15 protein-coding genes are annotated in these 16,964 nt (G+C 74.3%); all 15 read left to right on the top strand.

The window, feature by feature from the left end; translation table 11 throughout:
* Window positions 1-4 precede the first annotated feature (4 nt).
* Window positions 5-1,012, top strand: a complete 1,008-nt coding sequence (locus tag BFV98_RS08375) for a quinone-dependent dihydroorotate dehydrogenase (RefSeq protein ID WP_013285512.1) — start codon at window positions 5-7, stop codon at window positions 1,010-1,012.
* 102 nt (window positions 1,013-1,114) lie between these two features.
* Window positions 1,115-2,389, top strand: a complete 1,275-nt coding sequence (locus tag BFV98_RS08370) for an adenosylmethionine--8-amino-7-oxononanoate transaminase (RefSeq protein WP_071095737.1) — start codon at window positions 1,115-1,117, stop codon at window positions 2,387-2,389.
* Between the two features lie 85 nt (window positions 2,390-2,474).
* Window positions 2,475-3,314: an orotidine-5'-phosphate decarboxylase gene (gene pyrF, locus BFV98_RS08365; protein WP_030271048.1), complete on the top strand. Its 840-nt coding sequence runs from the start codon at window positions 2,475-2,477 to the stop codon at window positions 3,312-3,314.
* 175 nt (window positions 3,315-3,489) lie between these two features.
* On the top strand, window positions 3,490-3,807 hold the full coding sequence (gene mihF / locus BFV98_RS08360; protein ID WP_013285515.1) for an integration host factor, actinobacterial type: 318 nt from the start codon (window positions 3,490-3,492) through the stop codon (window positions 3,805-3,807).
* Window positions 3,808-3,832: 25 nt separating this feature from the next.
* Window positions 3,833-4,384 (top strand): guanylate kinase, encoded by a 552-nt coding sequence (locus BFV98_RS08355; protein ID WP_071095735.1) that lies wholly within the window; start codon window positions 3,833-3,835, stop codon window positions 4,382-4,384.
* A 3-nt stretch (window positions 4,385-4,387) separates the two neighbouring features.
* Window positions 4,388-4,654: a DNA-directed RNA polymerase subunit omega gene (rpoZ, locus tag BFV98_RS08350; protein ID WP_013285517.1), complete on the top strand. Its 267-nt coding sequence runs from the start codon at window positions 4,388-4,390 to the stop codon at window positions 4,652-4,654.
* A 14-nt stretch (window positions 4,655-4,668) separates the two neighbouring features.
* Window positions 4,669-5,877: a bifunctional phosphopantothenoylcysteine decarboxylase/phosphopantothenate--cysteine ligase CoaBC gene (gene coaBC / locus BFV98_RS08345; RefSeq protein ID WP_013285518.1), complete on the top strand. Its 1,209-nt coding sequence runs from the start codon at window positions 4,669-4,671 to the stop codon at window positions 5,875-5,877.
* A 97-nt stretch (window positions 5,878-5,974) separates the two neighbouring features.
* Entirely contained in the window at window positions 5,975-7,165 is a 1,191-nt protein-coding gene (metK, locus tag BFV98_RS08340; RefSeq protein WP_013285519.1) for a methionine adenosyltransferase, read from the top strand.
* 59 nt (window positions 7,166-7,224) lie between these two features.
* Complete coding sequence (locus tag BFV98_RS08335) at window positions 7,225-9,252, top strand: primosomal protein N' (protein ID WP_071095733.1); 2,028 nt, start codon at window positions 7,225-7,227, stop codon at window positions 9,250-9,252.
* Between the two features lie 229 nt (window positions 9,253-9,481).
* A complete protein-coding gene (locus BFV98_RS08330) occupies window positions 9,482-10,462 on the top strand; it encodes an AAA family ATPase (protein ID WP_013285521.1) in 981 nt (326 codons plus the stop codon).
* A gap of 94 nt (window positions 10,463-10,556) precedes the next feature.
* Entirely contained in the window at window positions 10,557-11,819 is a 1,263-nt protein-coding gene (locus BFV98_RS08325; protein ID WP_071095731.1) for a cytochrome P450, read from the top strand.
* A 42-nt stretch (window positions 11,820-11,861) separates the two neighbouring features.
* Entirely contained in the window at window positions 11,862-12,422 is a 561-nt protein-coding gene (gene def / locus BFV98_RS08320; RefSeq protein ID WP_013285523.1) for a peptide deformylase, read from the top strand.
* Window positions 12,423-12,427: 5 nt separating this feature from the next.
* Window positions 12,428-13,354 carry a methionyl-tRNA formyltransferase gene (fmt, locus tag BFV98_RS08315; RefSeq protein ID WP_071095729.1) on the top strand — a complete coding sequence of 309 codons (927 nt, stop codon included), beginning with the start codon at window positions 12,428-12,430 and terminating at the stop codon, window positions 13,352-13,354.
* Window positions 13,351-14,970 carry an RsmB/NOP family class I SAM-dependent RNA methyltransferase gene (locus BFV98_RS08310; protein WP_071095727.1) on the top strand — a complete coding sequence of 540 codons (1,620 nt, stop codon included), beginning with the start codon at window positions 13,351-13,353 and terminating at the stop codon, window positions 14,968-14,970. The genes fmt and BFV98_RS08310 overlap by 4 nt, the downstream gene beginning before the upstream one ends.
* 236 nt (window positions 14,971-15,206) lie before the next feature.
* Window positions 15,207-16,952, top strand: a complete 1,746-nt coding sequence (locus tag BFV98_RS08305; protein WP_071095725.1) for a M28 family metallopeptidase — start codon at window positions 15,207-15,209, stop codon at window positions 16,950-16,952.
* Window positions 16,953-16,964: the final 12 nt, after the last annotated feature.

Here is a 16,964-nt window from a genome sequence, read left to right as displayed (position 1 = left end):
GGGCGTGATCTTCGAAAAGGTGGTGCGGCCCCGGCTGTTCTCGCTCGCGGGCGGGGACGCGGAGGGGGCGCACGAGTGGACGCTGGCGCGGCTGGCCGCGGTGTCCCGGCAGCCGGCGGTCCTCGCCGCGCTGCGGGCGGCGTACTTCCGGTCGGCGCCGCGCACCGTGTTCGGGGTGCGCTTCCCCAACCCGGTCGGGCTGGCGGCCGGGATGGACAAGAACGGACTCGCGCTGCCGGCCTGGCCGGCACTGGGCTTCGGTTTCGTCGAGGTCGGCACCGTGACCGCGCACGCCCAGCCGGGCAACCCCCGGCCCCGGCTGTTCCGGCTGCGCGACAGCGAAGCCGTGATCAACCGGATGGGCTTCAACAACGCCGGTGCCGAGGCGCTGGCGGACCGGCTGGCCGCGTTGCCGCGCCCGCTCGGCGTGCCGCTGGGCATCTCGCTCGGCAAGTCCAAGGTGACCCCGCTGGACGAGGCGGTCGAGGACTACCTCGCCTCGTACCGGGCGCTCAAGGATCACGGCGACTACTTCGCGGTGAACGTGTCCTCACCGAACACCCCCGGGCTGCGGTCGCTTCAGGACCGGTCCCATCTGGACGCGTTGCTCGCCGCGCTGGTGGGGGAGAAGCCGGTGCTGGTGAAGATCGCCCCGGACCTGACCGAGCCGGCCGTGGCCGAGCTGCTGGAGGTGTGCCTCGACCGGGGCGCGGCCGGGGTCATCGCCACCAACACCACACTCGCCCGGGACGGGCTCGCCCCGGCCGACCGGGAGCGCGCCGCCGAGGCCGGCGGGCTGTCCGGCCGGCCGCTGACCGCCCGGGCCCGGGAGATGGTCGCCTTCGTGCACCGGGAGACCGGCGGCCGGCTGCCGGTGATCGGCGTGGGCGGCATCCTGCACCCCGACGACGCCACACGCATGTTCGACGCCGGTGCCTCCCTGCTCCAGCTCTACACCGGCTTCATCTACCGGGGCCCCGCCCTCACCCGAGCCATCACAACCCGAACCTGACCCGCGCGATCTTGCAGTTCCGGCCCCGGCGCACCGCCCCATTCCGGGCGCTGCCGGGGCGGCAACTGCAAGATCGCGGGGGAGAGGGTCGAAGGAGGAGACGTGACGCCCGAGGAGATCCTGGAAGCCGACCGGCGGCACGTGTGGCACCCGTACGCCCCGATGCCCGGCGCCGGCGCGCCCTACGTGGTCGACAGCGCCGCGGGGGTGCGGCTGCGGCTCGCGGACGGGCGGGAGCTGGTCGACGGGATGTCGTCGTGGTGGGCGGCGATCCACGGCTACCGGCACCCGGTGCTCGACGCCGCGGTGACCGACCAGCTCGGGCGGATGAGCCACGTCATGTTCGGCGGGCTCACCCACGAGCCCGCCGTACGCCTGGCGCGCACGCTCGTCGAGCTGACCCCGGACGGCCTGGAACACGTCTTCCTGGCCGACTCCGGCTCGGTCAGCGTCGAGGTGGCGGTGAAGATGTGCCTGCAGTACCAGCGGGCGCTGGGACGCCCGCAGCGACGCCGGCTGGGCACCTGGCGGGGCGGCTACCACGGCGACACGTTCCACCCGATGAGCGTCTGCGACCCGGAGGGTGGCATGCACCACCTCTGGGGCGACGTGCTGCCCCGGCAGGTGTTCGCGCCGGTGCCGCCGCCCGGCTTCGACGCGGCGCCGGACCTGGCGTACGAGGCGGCGCTGGTGGAGGCGGTGGAGCGGCACGCCGGCGAACTGGCCGCGGTGATCGTCGAGCCGGTCGTCCAGGGCGCCGGCGGGATGCGGTTCCACCACCCGCACTATCTGCGCGTGCTGCGCGAGGTGACCCGGCGGCACGGCATCCTGCTGGTGTTCGACGAGATCGCCACCGGCTTCGGCCGGACCGGCCGGATGTTCGCCGCCGAGCACGCCGGCGTCACCCCGGACGTGCTCTGCGTCGGCAAGGCGCTCACCGGCGGGTACCTGACGCTCGCCGCGGCGCTGTGCACGCCCGAGGTGGCGCGGGCCATCTCCGCCGACGGGGTGCTGGCGCACGGGCCGACGTTCATGGGCAACCCGCTCGCCTGCGCCGTCGCCAACGCCTCCCTGGACCTCCTGCGGGCCGGGGACTGGGCGGGACGGGTGACGGGCATCGCCGAGGGCCTGCGGGCCGGCCTGGCGCCGTTGCGGGACGCGCCCGGTGTGGCCGACGTACGCGTGCTCGGCGCGATCGGGGTGGTGCAGCTCGACCACGAGGTGGACCTGCCCCGGGCGACCGCCGCCGCGGTGGCCGAGGGGGTGTGGCTGCGCCCGTTCCGGGACCTCGTCTACACGATGCCGCCGTACGTCTGCGACGCCGCGGACGTGGCGCGGATCGCGGCCGGAGTGGCCGCGGCGGTCAAGGCCGGCTGAGCCCGGCCGGTTCGACAGGGCGCGACGGGAGGCCCGTCGCCGGACACGCCAGGCGGCCCGGAGCCGCCGGGAGAGGGAGAGACGCATGGAGACGTTCGGCGCCCGTCTGCACCGGGCCGTGGCGGAACGAGGGCCGCTCTGCGTGGGGATCGACCCGCACCCCGGGTTGCTGACCGCCTGGGGCCTGTCCGACGACGTGGCGGGCCTGGAGCGGTTCTGCGCCACCGTGGTGGAGGCGATCGGTGACCGGGTCGCCGTGGTCAAGCCGCAGTCGGCGTTCTTCGAGCGCTTCGGCGCCCGGGGCGTCGGCGTGCTTGAGTCAACTATCCGACAGTTGCGAGATTTGGGAGCGCTCACTCTGCTCGACGTCAAGCGAGGTGACATCGGCTCTACCGTCGCCGCGTACGCCTCGGCGTACCTCGATCCATCCAGCCCTCTGTATGTCGACGCGGTCACCGCGAGCCCCTACCTGGGAGTAGGTTCGCTCGCCCCGATGTTCTCCACCGCCGCCGAGCACGGTGGCGGGGTCTTCGTCCTGGCGCTCACCTCCAACCCGGAGGGTGCCTCCGTGCAGCGCGCCGTGGGCGCCGGCGGGCGCACCGTCGCGCAGACCGTGATCGACGAGATTTCCCAGCTCAACCGCGGTGCGGAGCCACTCGGCAGCTTCGGTCTGGTGGTCGGCGCGACAGTCGGTGAGACGGGTCACGATCTGGACTCGGTCAACGGTCCGCTGCTCGCGCCGGGGCTGGGCGCGCAGGGCGGAACGCCCGCCGGGTTGCGTACCGTGTTCGGCGCCGCGCTGCCGTGGGTGCTGCCGTCGTACTCCCGGGAGGTGCTCGGCGCGGGCCCCGACCCGGCCGGCCTGCGGGCCGCCACCGAGCGGGTGCTGGCCGACTGCCGGGCCGCCCTGGGCACGGCGGACTGACTGACGGCTCGGTCACTTTGGGTTGATCATCGCGCGTCCACGTTGCCGAAATCTCCGTTGACCGCTAGTTTTCCCCGCGCTGGGAACCACGGACCCCTTTGGTTGCCAGCGACACCACGTTTCACAGATGCGGTGGGGCGCTCAGCCCGCCGTACTAGGGACCTGAGGAGAACTGGTGCCGCTCCCGTCACTGACCCCCGAGCAGCGCGCTGCCGCGCTGGAGAAGGCCGCGGAGATCCGCAAGGCCCGCGCTGAGCTGAAGGAGCAGCTCAAGCAGGGCAAGACCACCCTCGCCACCGTCCTCGAGCGGGCCGAGTCCGACGACGTCGTGGGCAAGCTGAAGGTTTCGGCCGTGCTCCAGGCGATGCCGGGCATCGGCAAGATCCGGGCCACCCAGATCATGGAGAAGCTCAAGATCGCGGACAGCCGTCGCCTGCGCGGCCTCGGCGAGCAGCAGCGCAAGGCTCTGCTCGGAGAGTTCGCCGCCAACTGAACGGCCCGCCGTGTAGAAACAAGCGGTGAGCACGGATGACGAGGCGCGCTCGGCGGCTCGGCTCACTGTCCTGTCCGGTCCCTCCGGGGCCGGCCGGAGCAGTGTCGTCGAGGCGGTCCGGGCGCGCCTTGCGTCTGTCTGCGTGCCGGTGGTCGCCACCACCCGCCCACCCCGTCCGGACGAGCGTGAGGGCGTCGACCGCGTCTTCCTCGACGCGCCCGGCTTCGACCGGCTGATCGCCGCCGGAGAGCTGCTGGAGTGGTGCCGGATCGGGCCGTACCGCCGGGGGGTGCCCCGGGCCGAGGTGCGGGCGCGGCTCGCGGAGGGACGGCCGGTGCTGCTGCCGCTGGACCTGGCCGGCGCGCTGGCGGTACGGGTGGCGGCGCCCGGCGCCCGGCTGGTGCTGCTCGCGCCCCCGGCGTACCGGGCCGACCCGGACGTCGCGGCCCTCTTCGCCCATGCCGTGGCACACGACCACACCGAGCGCGCCGCGGCGGAGCTGGTAGGATTGCTCGGTTCGTCCTTCCTGGCTCCGGCCCGACCGCCCGCGGGCGGCGCACGAGACGCAGAGGTTTAATTCGTGGGATCCATCGCCACCAACCCCGAGGGCATCACCAACCCGCCGATCGACGAGCTGCTCGAGAAGACCACCTCGAAGTACGCGCTGGTCATCTTCGCCGCCAAGCGCGCCCGTCAGGTCAACGCCTACTACAGCCAGCTCGGTGAGGGCCTCCTGGAGTACGTCGGCCCGCTGGTGGAGACCACCCCGCAGGAGAAGCCGCTCTCCATCGCCATGCGCGAGATCAACGCGGGCCTGCTCACCGCCGAGCCGACCGACCAGCCGTAACCCCGCCAGCGCCGATGCCCGCCGAGATCGTCCTCGGGGTCGGCGGCGGCATCGCCGCCTACAAGGCGTGTGAGCTGCTCCGGCTCTTCACCGAGTCGGGTCACCGGGTCCGGGTGGTGCCGACCGCCTCGGCGCTCCGCTTCGTCGGGGCGCCGACCTGGGCGGCCCTGTCCGGCCGGCCGGTCGCCGACGACGTCTGGTCCGACGTGCACGAGGTGCCGCACGTGCGGCTCGGGCAGCACGCCGACCTGGTCGTGGTCGCCCCGGCCACTGCCGACCTGCTCGCCAAGGCCGCCCACGGGCTCGCCGACGACCTGCTCACCAACACGCTGCTGACCGCCCGCTGCCCGGTGCTGCTGGCCCCGGCCATGCACACCGAGATGTGGGAGCACCCGGCGACCGTCGCGAACGTGGCCACGCTGCGCTCGCGGGGCGTCCGCGTGATCGAGCCGGCCGTGGGCCGGCTCACCGGGCGGGACACCGGCAAGGGCCGCCTGCCCGACCCGGCGGAGATCTTCGCGGTGGCCCGCCGGGCCCTGGCCCGCGGCGTCGAGGCCGAGGCCGATCTGGCCGGCCGGCACGTGGTGGTCACCGCCGGGGGCACCCGCGAGCCGCTGGACCCGGTCCGGTTCCTGGGCAACCGGTCGTCCGGCAAGCAGGGGTACGCGTTCGCCCGCGCCGCCGTGGCCCGGGGCGCCCGGGTCACGCTCGTCGCGGCCAACGTGGCGCTGCCCGACCCGGCCGGGGCGGACCTGGTCCGGGTGGGCACCACCGAGGAGCTGCGCGACGCCACGCTGGCGGCGGCCGCCGACGCGGACGCCGTGGTGATGGCCGCCGCGCCCGCCGACTTCCGGCCGGCCAGCTACGCCACCGGGAAGATCAAGAAGTCCGACGACGGTGTCGCGCCGACCATCGAGCTGGTCACCAACCCGGACATCGCCGTCGAGCTGGGGCGGCGTCGCCGGCCCGGGCAGGTGCTGGTGATCTTCGCCGCGGAGACCGACGACGCGGAGGCCAACGGCCGGGCCAAGCTGGCCCGCAAGGGGGCCGACATGATCGTGGTCAACGAGGTCGGCGTGGACAAGGTCTTCGGCGCCGACACCAACGCGGCCACCGTGATCGGCGCCGACGGCGCCGTGCACCGGCTGCCCGAGCAGCCCAAGGAGGCCCTGGCCGACGCCGTCTGGGACCTCGTCTGTCCGCGGCTGCCGTCGCGTTCCTGACGGTTGGTCGACCCGCGTTCATAGCGTCGCGGCGGAACGATGATGACTAAACTGCCGCCGAGCGACCTTTAAAAGTCTTCACATGCTTAGGAGTGCCGTGACACGTCTCTTCACGTCCGAATCGGTCACGGAGGGCCACCCGGACAAGATCGCCGACCAGATCAGTGACGGCATTCTCGACGCGCTGCTCGCCCAGGACCCGCACAGCCGGGTCGCGGTGGAGACGTTGATCACCACCGGTCAGGTGCACGTGGCCGGCGAGGTGACCACCAAGGCGTACGCCGACATCCCCACCATCGTCCGCGAGACCATCCTCGGCATCGGCTACGACTCGTCGAAGAAGGGCTTCGACGGCGCTTCCTGCGGCGTCAGCGTGTCCATCGGCGCCCAGTCGCCGGACATCGCCCAGGGCGTCGACAACGCCTTCGAGCTGCGTACCGGTGGGTCGGAGAGCGCGCTGGACGCGCAGGGCGCCGGCGACCAGGGCATGATGTTCGGCTTCGCCTGCTCCGAGACGCCCGAGCTGATGCCGCTGCCGATCGCGCTGGCGCACCGGCTGGCCCGGCGGCTCGCCGCGGTCCGCAAGGACGGCACGATCCCGTACCTGCGGCCGGACGGCAAGACGCAGGTCACCATCGAGTACGACGGGCTGCGCCCGGTCCGGCTCGACACCGTCGTCGTGTCCAGCCAGCACGCGGCGGACATCTCGCTGGAGTCGCTGCTCACCCCGGACATCCGGGACCACGTCATCGCCCCGGAGCTGGAGGGCCTCGGCCTGGAGACCGAGGGCTACCGGCTGCTGGTCAACCCGACCGGGCGGTTCGAGATCGGCGGCCCGATGGGTGACGCCGGCCTGACCGGCCGGAAGATCATCGTGGACACGTACGGCGGGTACGCCCGGCACGGCGGCGGCGCGTTCTCCGGCAAGGACCCGTCGAAGGTCGACCGGTCGGCCGCGTACGCGATGCGCTGGGTGGCCAAGAACGTTGTGGCCGCCGGGCTGGCCGAGCGGTGCGAGGCGCAGGTCGCGTACGCGATCGGCAAGGCGCACCCGGTGAGCCTGTTCATCGAGACGTTCGGCACCGAGACCGTGCCGGTCGCCTCGATCGAGAAGGCCGTGGCCGAGGTGTTCGACCTGCGTCCGGCCGCCATCATCCGGGACCTGCACCTGCTGCGCCCGATCTACCAGCAGACCGCCGCGTACGGCCACTTCGGCCGGGAGCTGCCGGAGCTGACCTGGGAGGGCACCGACCGGGCCGCCGACCTCAAGTCGGCCGCGGGAGCCTGACCGCCACCACGCGCCGCGACCGGCGACCCGCGCAGGGGTCGCCGGTCGCGCGCGTCTGCGTGGACGTGCCGCTGCCCCACCTCGACCGTCCCTTCGACTACCTGGTGCCGGAGGCGCTCGACGCCGACGCCCGGCCCGGGGTGCGGGTGAAGGTGCGGTTCGCCGGGCAGCTCGTCGACGGCTGGCTGCTGGAGCGCGCCGAGTCGTCCGAGCACCCCAAGCTGGCGTACCTGGAGAAGGTCGTCTCCCCGGTGCCGGTGCTGTCCCCGGAGGTGGCCCGGCTGGCCCGCGCGGTCGCCGACAGGTACGCCGGCAGCCTCGCCGACGTGCTCCGGCTGGCGGTGCCGCCCCGGCACGCCCGCGCCGAGAAGGCCGTCACGACGGACACGCCACCCACCGACGAGCCCGCGCCCGGCGGCACCGAACCTGACGGCAGCCCCGCCGACGGCACCGCGCCCGCCGACGGCACCGCGCCCGGGGGCGTACCGTCCGAGGCCGCCGACGCGGGGGCCCGGCCGGGTGGCCGGGCGGAGGTGGATCCGCGCGGCTGGCGGGACTACCCGGCCGGGCCGGCGCTGCTGCGCGCGCTCACCGACGGCCGGCCCGCCCGCGCGGTCTGGTCGGCGTTGCCGGGGGAGGACTGGGCCGACCGGTACGCCGACGCGGTCGCCGCCACGGTGGCCGGTGGCCGTGGTGCCGTGGTCGTGGTGGCCGACGCCCGTGACCTGGACCGGCTCGACGCCGCCCTGACCGCGGTGCTCGGCGCGGGACGCCACGTCCGGCTCGCCGCCGCCGACGGTCCGGCCCGCCGCTACCGGGCCTTCCTCACCGCCCGGACGGGCGGGGTGGACGTGGTGATCGGCACCCGGGCGGCGATGTTCGCCCCGGTTCGGCGGCTCGGCCTGGTGGCGATCTGGGACGACGGCGACGACCTGCACGCCGAACCGCGGGCGCCCTACCCGCACGCCCGGGACGTGCTGCTGACCCGGGCGCAGCTCGGCGACATCGCCGCGGTGGTCGGCGGCTACGCCCGTACCGCCGAGGCGCAGTTGCTGGTGGAGACCGGCTGGGCGCGCGAGGTGGTGGCCGACCGGGCGGTGGTGCGCGCGCGTACCCCGGCCATGGCGCCCACCGGCGACGACCCGCAACTGGCCCGCGATCCCGGCGCGGCCTCGGCACGGCTGCCGAGCCTGGCCTGGACCACCGCCCGGGACGCGCTGCGCGCGGACCTGCCGGTGCTGGTGCAGGTGCCGCGCCGGGGTTACGTGCCGTCGGTGGCCTGTGCCGACTGCCGCGCCCCGGCCCGCTGCCCGCACTGCGCCGGGCCGCTCGCGCTGCCGTCGGCGCAGGGCACGCCCGCCTGCCGCTGGTGCGGGCGGGTGGCCGCCGCGTACGCCTGCCCGGAGTGCGGCGGGCGGCGGCTGCGCGCCTCGGTGACCGGTGCCCGGCGGACCGCCGAGGAGCTGGGCCGGGCGTTCCCCGGCGTGCCGGTGCGGACCTCGGGGCGGGAGGAGGTGCTGGCGACGGTGCCGGGCGGCGCCGGGCTGGTGATCGCCACCCCGGGCGCCGAGCCGGTCGCGGAGGGCGGGTACGGCGCGGTGCTGCTGCTCGACTCGTGGGCGCTGCTGACCCGGGCCGACCTGCGGGCCGGCGAGGAGGCGCTGCGGCGCTGGATGGCCGCCGCCGCGCTGGCCCGGCCCGGTACGGCAGGTGGCCGGGTGGTGGTGGTCGCGGACGGCGCGCTGGCCCCGGTGCAGGCGCTGCTACGGTGGGACTCCGCCTGGTTCGCGGCCCGGGAACTGGCCGAGCGGCGCGAGCTGGGCTTCCCGCCGGCGGTCCGGATGGCGAGCGTCACCGGCGCGGCCGAGGCGGTGGCCGACCTGCTCGCCGGCGCCCGGCTGCCGGGCGACGCCGAGGTGCTCGGCCCGGTGCCGGCCGACGAGGGCCGGGAGCGGATGCTGGTACGCGTGCCCCGGTCCCGGGCCGCCGCGATGGCCGAGGCGCTGCACGCCGCCGCCGGGCAGCGCAGCGCCCGCAAGGCGGCCGACCCGGTACGGCTCCAGGTCGATCCGCTCACCCTGTTCTGATCGGACGTGATCGCGTGACAGTGCGCACGCGGACCCTCGCACACGGTCGTGACCTGGGGTTTGCCGCACACCTGGTCCGGCAATCGAGTAGCGGGCGGTGATAGCATCGCCCGTCATGCCCAGCCGTGCGGTTTTCCCGCGCGGGACGCGGCGCGGCGGGTGCCAGAGCACGTCGGGCCGACACGGATTCGATGTCGTCAGTCAGCCGGTGAGCAGGGGTGGACCAGTCGTGACCGTTCGTCAGTCGATCGTCTTCAACGGTGACCTCGGCAGTGGCAAGAGCACCGTCTCGGTCGAGATCGCCAAGCGGCTCGGGCTGCGCCGGGTCAGCGTCGGCGACCTCTACCGCCAGATGGCCCAGGAGCGGCAGATGACTGCCCTCCAGCTCAACCTGCACGCCGAGCTGGACCAGGCCGTCGACGGGTACGTCGACCAGCTCCAGCGCGACATCGCCGCCTCCGGTGAGTCCCTGGTCATGGACTCCCGCCTGGCCTGGCACTTCTTCACCGACGCGCTCAAGGTGCACATGATCACCGAGCCGACCGAGGCGGCCCGGCGCGTGCTGGCCCGCCCGTCCGGCCCGGCGGAGAGCTACACCTCGCTGGAGGAGGCGCGGGCCAAGCTGCGCGAGCGCAGCGAGAGCGAGCGCGGCCGGTTCATCGTCCGGTACGGCGTCGACAAGGCCCGCCTGCGCAACTACGACCTGGTCTGCGACACCACCCGGGCCAACCCGGAGCAGGTCATCCAGCACGTCATCGACGTCTACGAGGGCCGACTCGGCGCGGACGTGCTGCGCGCCGGCCGGCCGCTGCTGCTGCTCGACCCGAACCGGGTGTACCCCACCGAGGACGTGTCGACGCTGCGCGGCCTCTGGGACTCCGACGCCGCCGCCGAGGCGGCCGGACGCGACGAGGAGCCGGAGCCGCTGAGCATCGGCTACACCGGCGAGTACTTCTTCGTCGTCGACGGCCACCGGCGGCTCAGTGCGGCGGTGCGCGCCGGCCTGCCGATGGTCCCGGCCCGGCTGGTCGCCGAGGTGGACGAGCCGGTGGTCGGCGGGATCAGCGCCGTCGACTTCTTCACCGCGCAGGCCCGCCCGGGGCTCATCCACGACTGGGAGGACGCGCACGGCATCACGCTGCCGCTGCCGGAGCACGCGCTGCTCGGCGGCGGCCCGGTGCTCGCCGGGGAGCCGGGCGCCGGCGCCTGACCGCCGGGGACACCGCCACCTCGCCAGCACGGGTTCACCCGATCCGGCGGGCCGGAGCATGATGAAGGCCTCCGATGCCTGGGGAGGCGGAATCGTGGATCCGACCGACGCGCTCGCGCTGCTGATGTCCCCCGAGGGTCGTCTCGACCCCTATCCGACGTACGAGCGGCTGCGCGCGCACGGCCCGGTGGTCCAGGCCGGGCCGGTCTTCTACGTGGTCACCGGCTACGCCGAGGCCGACGCGATCCTGCGCGACGCCCGGTTCGGGGTGATGGACGACGCGCTGCGCGACCAGTTCATGCCCGGCTGGCAGGAGAGCCCGGCCGTGCTGTCGATCTCCCGGTCGATGCTGCGCACCAACCCGCCCGACCACAGCCGGATGCGGCGGCTGGCCGCCGGCGCGTTCACCCCGCGCCGGATCGCCGCGATGCGCGACGTGGTGCGGGCGCAGGCCGACGAGCTGGTCGACGCGATGCTCGGCGCCGACGAGCCGGTCGACTTCATGGCCGCGTTCGCGTACCCCCTGCCGGTCGGCGTGATCTGCGCGCTGCTCGGCGTGCCGGCGGCGGACCGGCCACTGTTCCGGCGCTGGGCCACCGACCTGACCGGCGTGCTCGAACCGGAGATCACAGCCGACGAGCTGGCGGTGGCCGACCGGGGCGCGACCGAGCTGCGGGGCTACTTCACCGAGCTGGTGGCGGCCCGCCGCCGGGCCCCGGCCGACGACCTCACCACCGCGCTGGTCCAGGCGCACGACGGCGGCGACCGGCTCTCCGGCGACGAGCTGCTGGCCAACCTCATCGTGCTGCTGGTGGCCGGCTTCGAGACCACCACCAACCTGCTCGGCAACGGCCTGGTGGCGCTGCTGGACCATCCGCGCGCCGCGGCGGCGCTGCGCGAGCGGCCCGACCTCGCCCCCGCGTACGTCGACGAGCTGCTGCGCTACGACTCACCGGTGCAGCTCACCTCGCGGATGAGCACCGCGCCGTCCCGGTACGGCGACGTCGACCTGCCGCCGGAGAGCTGGGTCATCGTGCTGCTCGGCGCGGCCAACCGTGATCCCCGCCGCTATCCCGATCCGGCCCGCTTCGACCCGTGGCGGGCGCAGATCGCGCCGCTCTCATTCGGCGCCGGGCCGCACTACTGCCTCGGCGCGGCGCTGGCCCGGCTGGAGGCGCAGGTGGCGTTCCCGCTGCTGCTGCGCCGGCTGCCCGGGCTGGCAGTGGCGGGCCGGCCCGAGCGGCGGGTCCGGCTCACCCTGCGTGGTCACGCCACGCTGCCGGTGAGCGTGGGGCGGGAGGCGGCCCCGGTCACCGTTCCCGGTACGCCACCCGGGGCGGCCGGGCCGACTCCGTAGACTGGACGCGCATCGTTCGACCCAGACAAGGAGCCACGCCGAGTGACCGTCCAGCCCATCCGTCTGTTCGGCGATCCGGTGCTGCGCACGCCGGCCGACCCGGTCGTCGACTTCGACGCCGAGCTGCGCAAGCTGATCGCCGACCTGACCGACACGATGCGCGAGCAGAGCGGCGCCGGCCTGGCCGCGCCGCAGCTCGGGGTGGGCCTGCGGGTGTTCACCTTCGACGTCGACGACGTCCTCGGCCACCTGGTCAACCCGGTGCTGGAGTTCCCCGACTCCGAGGAACAGGACGGCCCGGAGGGCTGCCTGTCCATCCCCGGGCTCTACTTCGACACCAAGCGCCGGCAGAACGTGATCGCCAAGGGCTTCAACGGCTACGGCGACCCGTTGCAGATCGTCGGCACCGGCCTGATGGCCCGCTGCGTGCAGCACGAGACCGACCACCTCGACGGGGTGCTCTTCGTCGACCGGCTCGACGCGGCCGGCCGCAAGGAGGCCATGAAGGCGATCCGCCAGGCCGAGTGGTACGACCAGGCCGCGCCGCCGACGGTCAAGCTCAGCCCGCACGCCGCCGGCAACCCGTTCGGCCTGGGGCGGTGACCCGGATGCGCCTGATCTTCGCCGGCACGCCGGCTGTCGCCGTACCGGCCCTGGACGCGATCGCCGCCTCCGGGCACGAACTGCTCGCCGTGGTCACCCGCCCCGACGCCCCGGCCGGGCGGGGCCGGGGACTGGTCCGGTCGCCGGTCGGCGCGTGGGCCGACGCGCACGGCGTCGAGGTGCTCACCCCGGCCCGTCCGCGTGAGCCGGAGTTCCTCGACCGGCTGCGCGAGCTGGCGCCGGACTGCGTACCGGTGGTCGCCTACGGCGCGCTGGTGCCGCCGGTGGCACTGGAGATCCCCCGGCACGGCTGGATCAACCTGCACTTCTCCCTGCTGCCCGCCTGGCGCGGCGCCGCGCCGGTGCAGCACGCCGTGCTGCACGGCGACGAGCTGACCGGGGCCAGCGTCTTCGAGCTGGAGGAAGGGCTGGACACCGGCCCGGTGTACGGCACCGTCACCGACGAGATCCGTCCCGCCGACACCTCCGGTGACCTGCTGGAACGGCTCGCGCACTCCGGCGCCGGGCTGCTGGTCGCGGTCCTCGACGCGATCGGCGCCGGCACCGCCCGGGCCGTGCCGCAGCCGGCCGACGGGGTCTCACTCGCCCCGAAGCTCACAGTGGAGGACGCCCGCGTCCGCTGGGGCGACCCCGCGTTCGCGGTGGACCGACGCATCCGCGCCTGCACGCCCGCGCCCGGCCCGTGGACCACGTTCCGCGACGACCGGGTCAAGCTCGGCCCGGTCACCCCGCTGCCCGCCGGCCCGGAGCTGAAGCCGGGGGAGCTGCACGTGGAGAAGTCCGGTGTGCTGGTCGGCACCGCCACCACGCCGGTGCGCCTCGGCGAGGTGCGCGCCGCAGGCAAGAAGGCCATGCCCGCCGGCGACTGGGCGCGCGGCGCCCGGGTCACCGCCGGCGAGGTGTTCGCGTGACGGGGCCGCAGCGCCCGGACCGGCCCGTCGAGGGCGAGCGTCCCGGGGGGTACGCGCGTGAGCACGGCGACCGGCCCGCCTTCGAGCGCCGGGGTGACGACCGTTTCGGTGACCGTGAGCGTGGCGCCCGGCAGCGCTCCGACCGGCCCGCCGCGGACCGGCGTGCCGGCGACCGGTTCGGCGGTGACCGTGAGCGCGGCGACCGGCGGGGCGGGGACCGGTTCGGTGGGGACCGGCGGGGCGGGCGTCCGGCCCGTCCGGCAGTCGACCTGCCCCGGCAGATCGCGTACGAGGCGATCGCGGCGGTGCACCGCGACGACGCGTACGCCAACCTGGTGCTCCCGGCGATGCTGCGCGAGGCCGGGCTGACCGGCCGGGACGCCGCGTTCGCCACCGAGCTGACCTACGGCACGCTGCGGCACACCGGCACGCTCGACGCGATCGTCACCGACGCGGCCGGGCGGGACGTGCAGCGCATCGACCCGCCGGTGCGCGACGCGCTGCGGCTCGGGGCGTACCAGATCCTGCACACCCGGGTGCCCGCGCACGCCGCGGTGTCCTCCACCGTGGACCTGGTCCGGTCCGTGGGGCCGGGCGCCACCGGGTTCGCCAACGCGGTTCTGCGGGAGATCACCAGCCGGGACGCCGACGCCTGGGTGGCGAAGCTCGCCCCGGCGCAGGAGGCCGACCCGATCGGGCACCTCGCGCTCGCGTACAGCCATCCGCAGTGGATCGTGCGGTCGTTCGCCGAGGCACTCGGCGGCGACATGGGCGAGACGACCCGGCTGCTCATCGAGGACAACGAGCGCCCGCCGGTGCACCTGTGCGCCCGGCCGGGCCTGGCCGATCCGGTGGCGCTCGCCGACGAGGTGGGCGGCGCGCCCGGCGCGTTCTCGCCGTACGCGGTCTACCTGCCCGGCGGCGCGCCGGGTGACCTGCCGGCGGTGACCGACGGCCGTGCGCACGTGCAGGACGAGGGTTCCCAGTTGGTGGCGGACGCGCTGGTGGCGGCACCGCTGGACGGCCCGGACGGCCGGTGGCTGGACCTGTGCGCGGGTCCGGGCGGCAAGTCGGGCCTGCTCGGCGCGCTCGCCGCGACCCGTGGTGCCCGGCTGACAGCTGTCGAGGTGGCCGAGCACCGGGCCCGGCTGGTCGCCCAGGCCACCCGCGGGCTGCCGGTGACTGTGGTGCACACGGACGGGCGCACAGTGGGCAGCGACCCGAAGCTGCCGGAGGAGCACTTCGACCGGGTGCTCGTGGACGCGCCGTGCACCGGGCTGGGCGCGCTGCGCCGTCGCCCGGAGTCGCGGTGGCGCCGCCAGCCGTCGGACCTGCCGCCTCTGACCCGGTTGCAGCGGGAACTGCTCACCGCCGGGCTGCGGGCGGCCCGGCCGGGCGGCCTGGTCGCGTACGTGACGTGCTCGCCGCACGTGGTGGAGACGCACGTGACGGTGACCGAGGCGGCCCGGCGGTGCGGCTTCGACGTCGACTTCGTCGACGCGCGGCCGTTGCTGCCGGCCGGCATGCCGGGCCTGGGTGACGGCCCCACTGTGCAGCTCTGGCCGCACCGCCACGGCACCGACGCCATGTTCCTGGCGGTCCTCCGCCGGGTCTGACCCACCTGTCCTCGCAGTCGATCAAGGAGTTCGTGTCGCCTGGGCCGCCGTGCCCGGACACGAACTCCTTGATCGTCATGCGGAGAAATGGGGAGGGATGGAGCGTGTGCGGCATCCCGGTGGGGAGAGGGGGCCGGTGGGATGTGACAGCCCGTTGACTGTTTGATCGATGCATGTAACTGTTTCGACCACCGGTCCCGGCACCCCCGCCCGCCGAACCCCCACGAGGAGTCTCCATGAGACGCAGAACGCCGACCACGAGCCTCGCGCTCGCCCTCGTCGCCACCCTGACGACGGCGAGCCTGGCCGGCACCGCCTCCGCCGCGCCCGCTCCGGCCGCCCCCGCCCCGGCCGTCGCCGCCCTCGCCGCCCCGGACGTCTCCCTGAGCAACATCCAGGCCCACCTCACCCAGTTCAACTCCATCGCCACCAGCAACGGCGGCAACCGGCGCTCCGGCTCGGCCGGCTACACGGCGTCGGTCAACTACGTCAAGGGCAAGCTCCAGGCCGCCGGCTACACGGTCACCGAGCAGAACTGCTCCACCTGCACCTACCCCGGCAACAACCTGATCGCCGAGTGGCCGCAGGGCCCCTCCGACCAGGTCGTCATGTTCGGCGCCCACCTGGACGGCGTCTCCGCGGGCCCCGGCATCAACGACAACGCCTCCGGCTCGTCGGTGCTGCTGGAGAACGCGCTGGTGCTGGCCGCGCAGAACCCGACCATGACCAAACGGGTCCGGTTCGCCTGGTGGAACGGCGAGGAGCAGGGCCTGCAGGGCTCCAAGCACTACGTCAACCAGCTCAGCTCCACCCAGCGGGGCTACATCAAGGGCTACTACAACTTCGACATGGTGGGCTCGCCCAACGGCGGCTACTTCATCAACCGGATCACCTCGGCCACCGCCGCGCCGCTGAAGGCGTACTGGGACTCGTTCGGCATCTCGCCGGAGGAGAACACCGAGGGCCAGGGCCGCTCGGACGACTACTCGTTCGCCAACGCCGGCATCCAGACCTCCGGCTACGCGGCGGGCGCCAGCTACACCAAGAGCTCGGCGCAGGCCAGCAAGTGGGGCGGCACCGCCGGTGCGGCGTACGACGGGTGCTACCACCGCTCCTGCGACAACACCAGCAACATCAACACGACCATCCTCAACCGGGCCGCTGACGGTGTGGCGTACGCGATCTGGCAGCTCGCCGTCGGCGGCGGCACGCCGTCCAACGACTTCTCCGTCTCGGTGAGCCCCACCTCCGGCAGCGTCGCCCGGGGCGGCTCCACCACCGCCACGGTCAGCACCGCCACCACCGCCGGCAGCGCGCAGACCGTGGCGCTGTCCGCCAGCGGCGCCCCGAGCGGCGTCTCGGTGAGCTTCAGCCCGTCCTCGGTCACCTCGGGCGGCTCGGCCACCATGACCGTCGCCGCCTCGTCGACGGCCACCACCGGCACGTTCACGCTCACCGTGACCGGCACCGGCTCGGCCACCCGCACCGCCAGCTACACGATCACCGTGACCGGCGGCAGCGGCGGCTGCACCGGCGGCCAGCTCATCGGCAACAGCAGCTTCGAGTCCGGCACCACGCCGTGGACGGCCAGTTCCGGCGTGATCACCAACAGCTCCAGCCAGGCGGCCCGCACCGGGTCGTACAAGGCGTGGATGAACGGGTACGGCTCCTCGCGTACCGACACGCTGTCCCAGTCGGTCACGCTGCCGTCCGGGTGCAGCAGCTACACGTTCTCGTTCTGGCTGCACATCGACTCGGCCGAGACGACCACCTCGACCGCGTACGACAAGCTCACAGTGCAGGTCGGTTCGACGACGCTGGCCACGTACTCGAACCTGAACAAGGCCACCGGCTACACCCAGCGCACCTTCAACCTGGCCGCGTACGCCGGTCAGACGGTCACGCTGAAGTGGACCGGGGTCGAGGACTCCTCGTTGCAGACCAGCTTCGTCGTGGACGACGTGACGCTGCAGGTCGGCTGAGCGGTCCCGGGC

It is taken from the genome of Micromonospora sp. WMMB235, assembly GCF_001855515.1.
Classification (GTDB): domain Bacteria; phylum Actinomycetota; class Actinomycetes; order Mycobacteriales; family Micromonosporaceae; genus Micromonospora; species Micromonospora aurantiaca.
The sequence above is the reverse complement of the archived record's forward strand: the minus strand, read 5'-3'. Positions and strand labels throughout refer to the sequence as shown.

What these genes read in the sequence shown, in the direction of transcription:
- pyrF (WP_030271048.1), top strand. Translation starts at nt 2,475, where the DNA reads ATGGAGACGTTCGGCGCCCGTCTGCACCGGGCCGTGGCGGAACGAGGG.
- coaBC (WP_013285518.1), top strand. Translation starts at nt 4,669, where the DNA reads ATGCCCGCCGAGATCGTCCTCGGGGTCGGCGGCGGCATCGCCGCCTAC.
- fmt (WP_071095729.1), top strand. Translation starts at nt 12,428, where the DNA reads ATGCGCCTGATCTTCGCCGGCACGCCGGCTGTCGCCGTACCGGCCCTG.
- BFV98_RS08305 (WP_071095725.1), top strand. Translation starts at nt 15,207, where the DNA reads ATGAGACGCAGAACGCCGACCACGAGCCTCGCGCTCGCCCTCGTCGCC.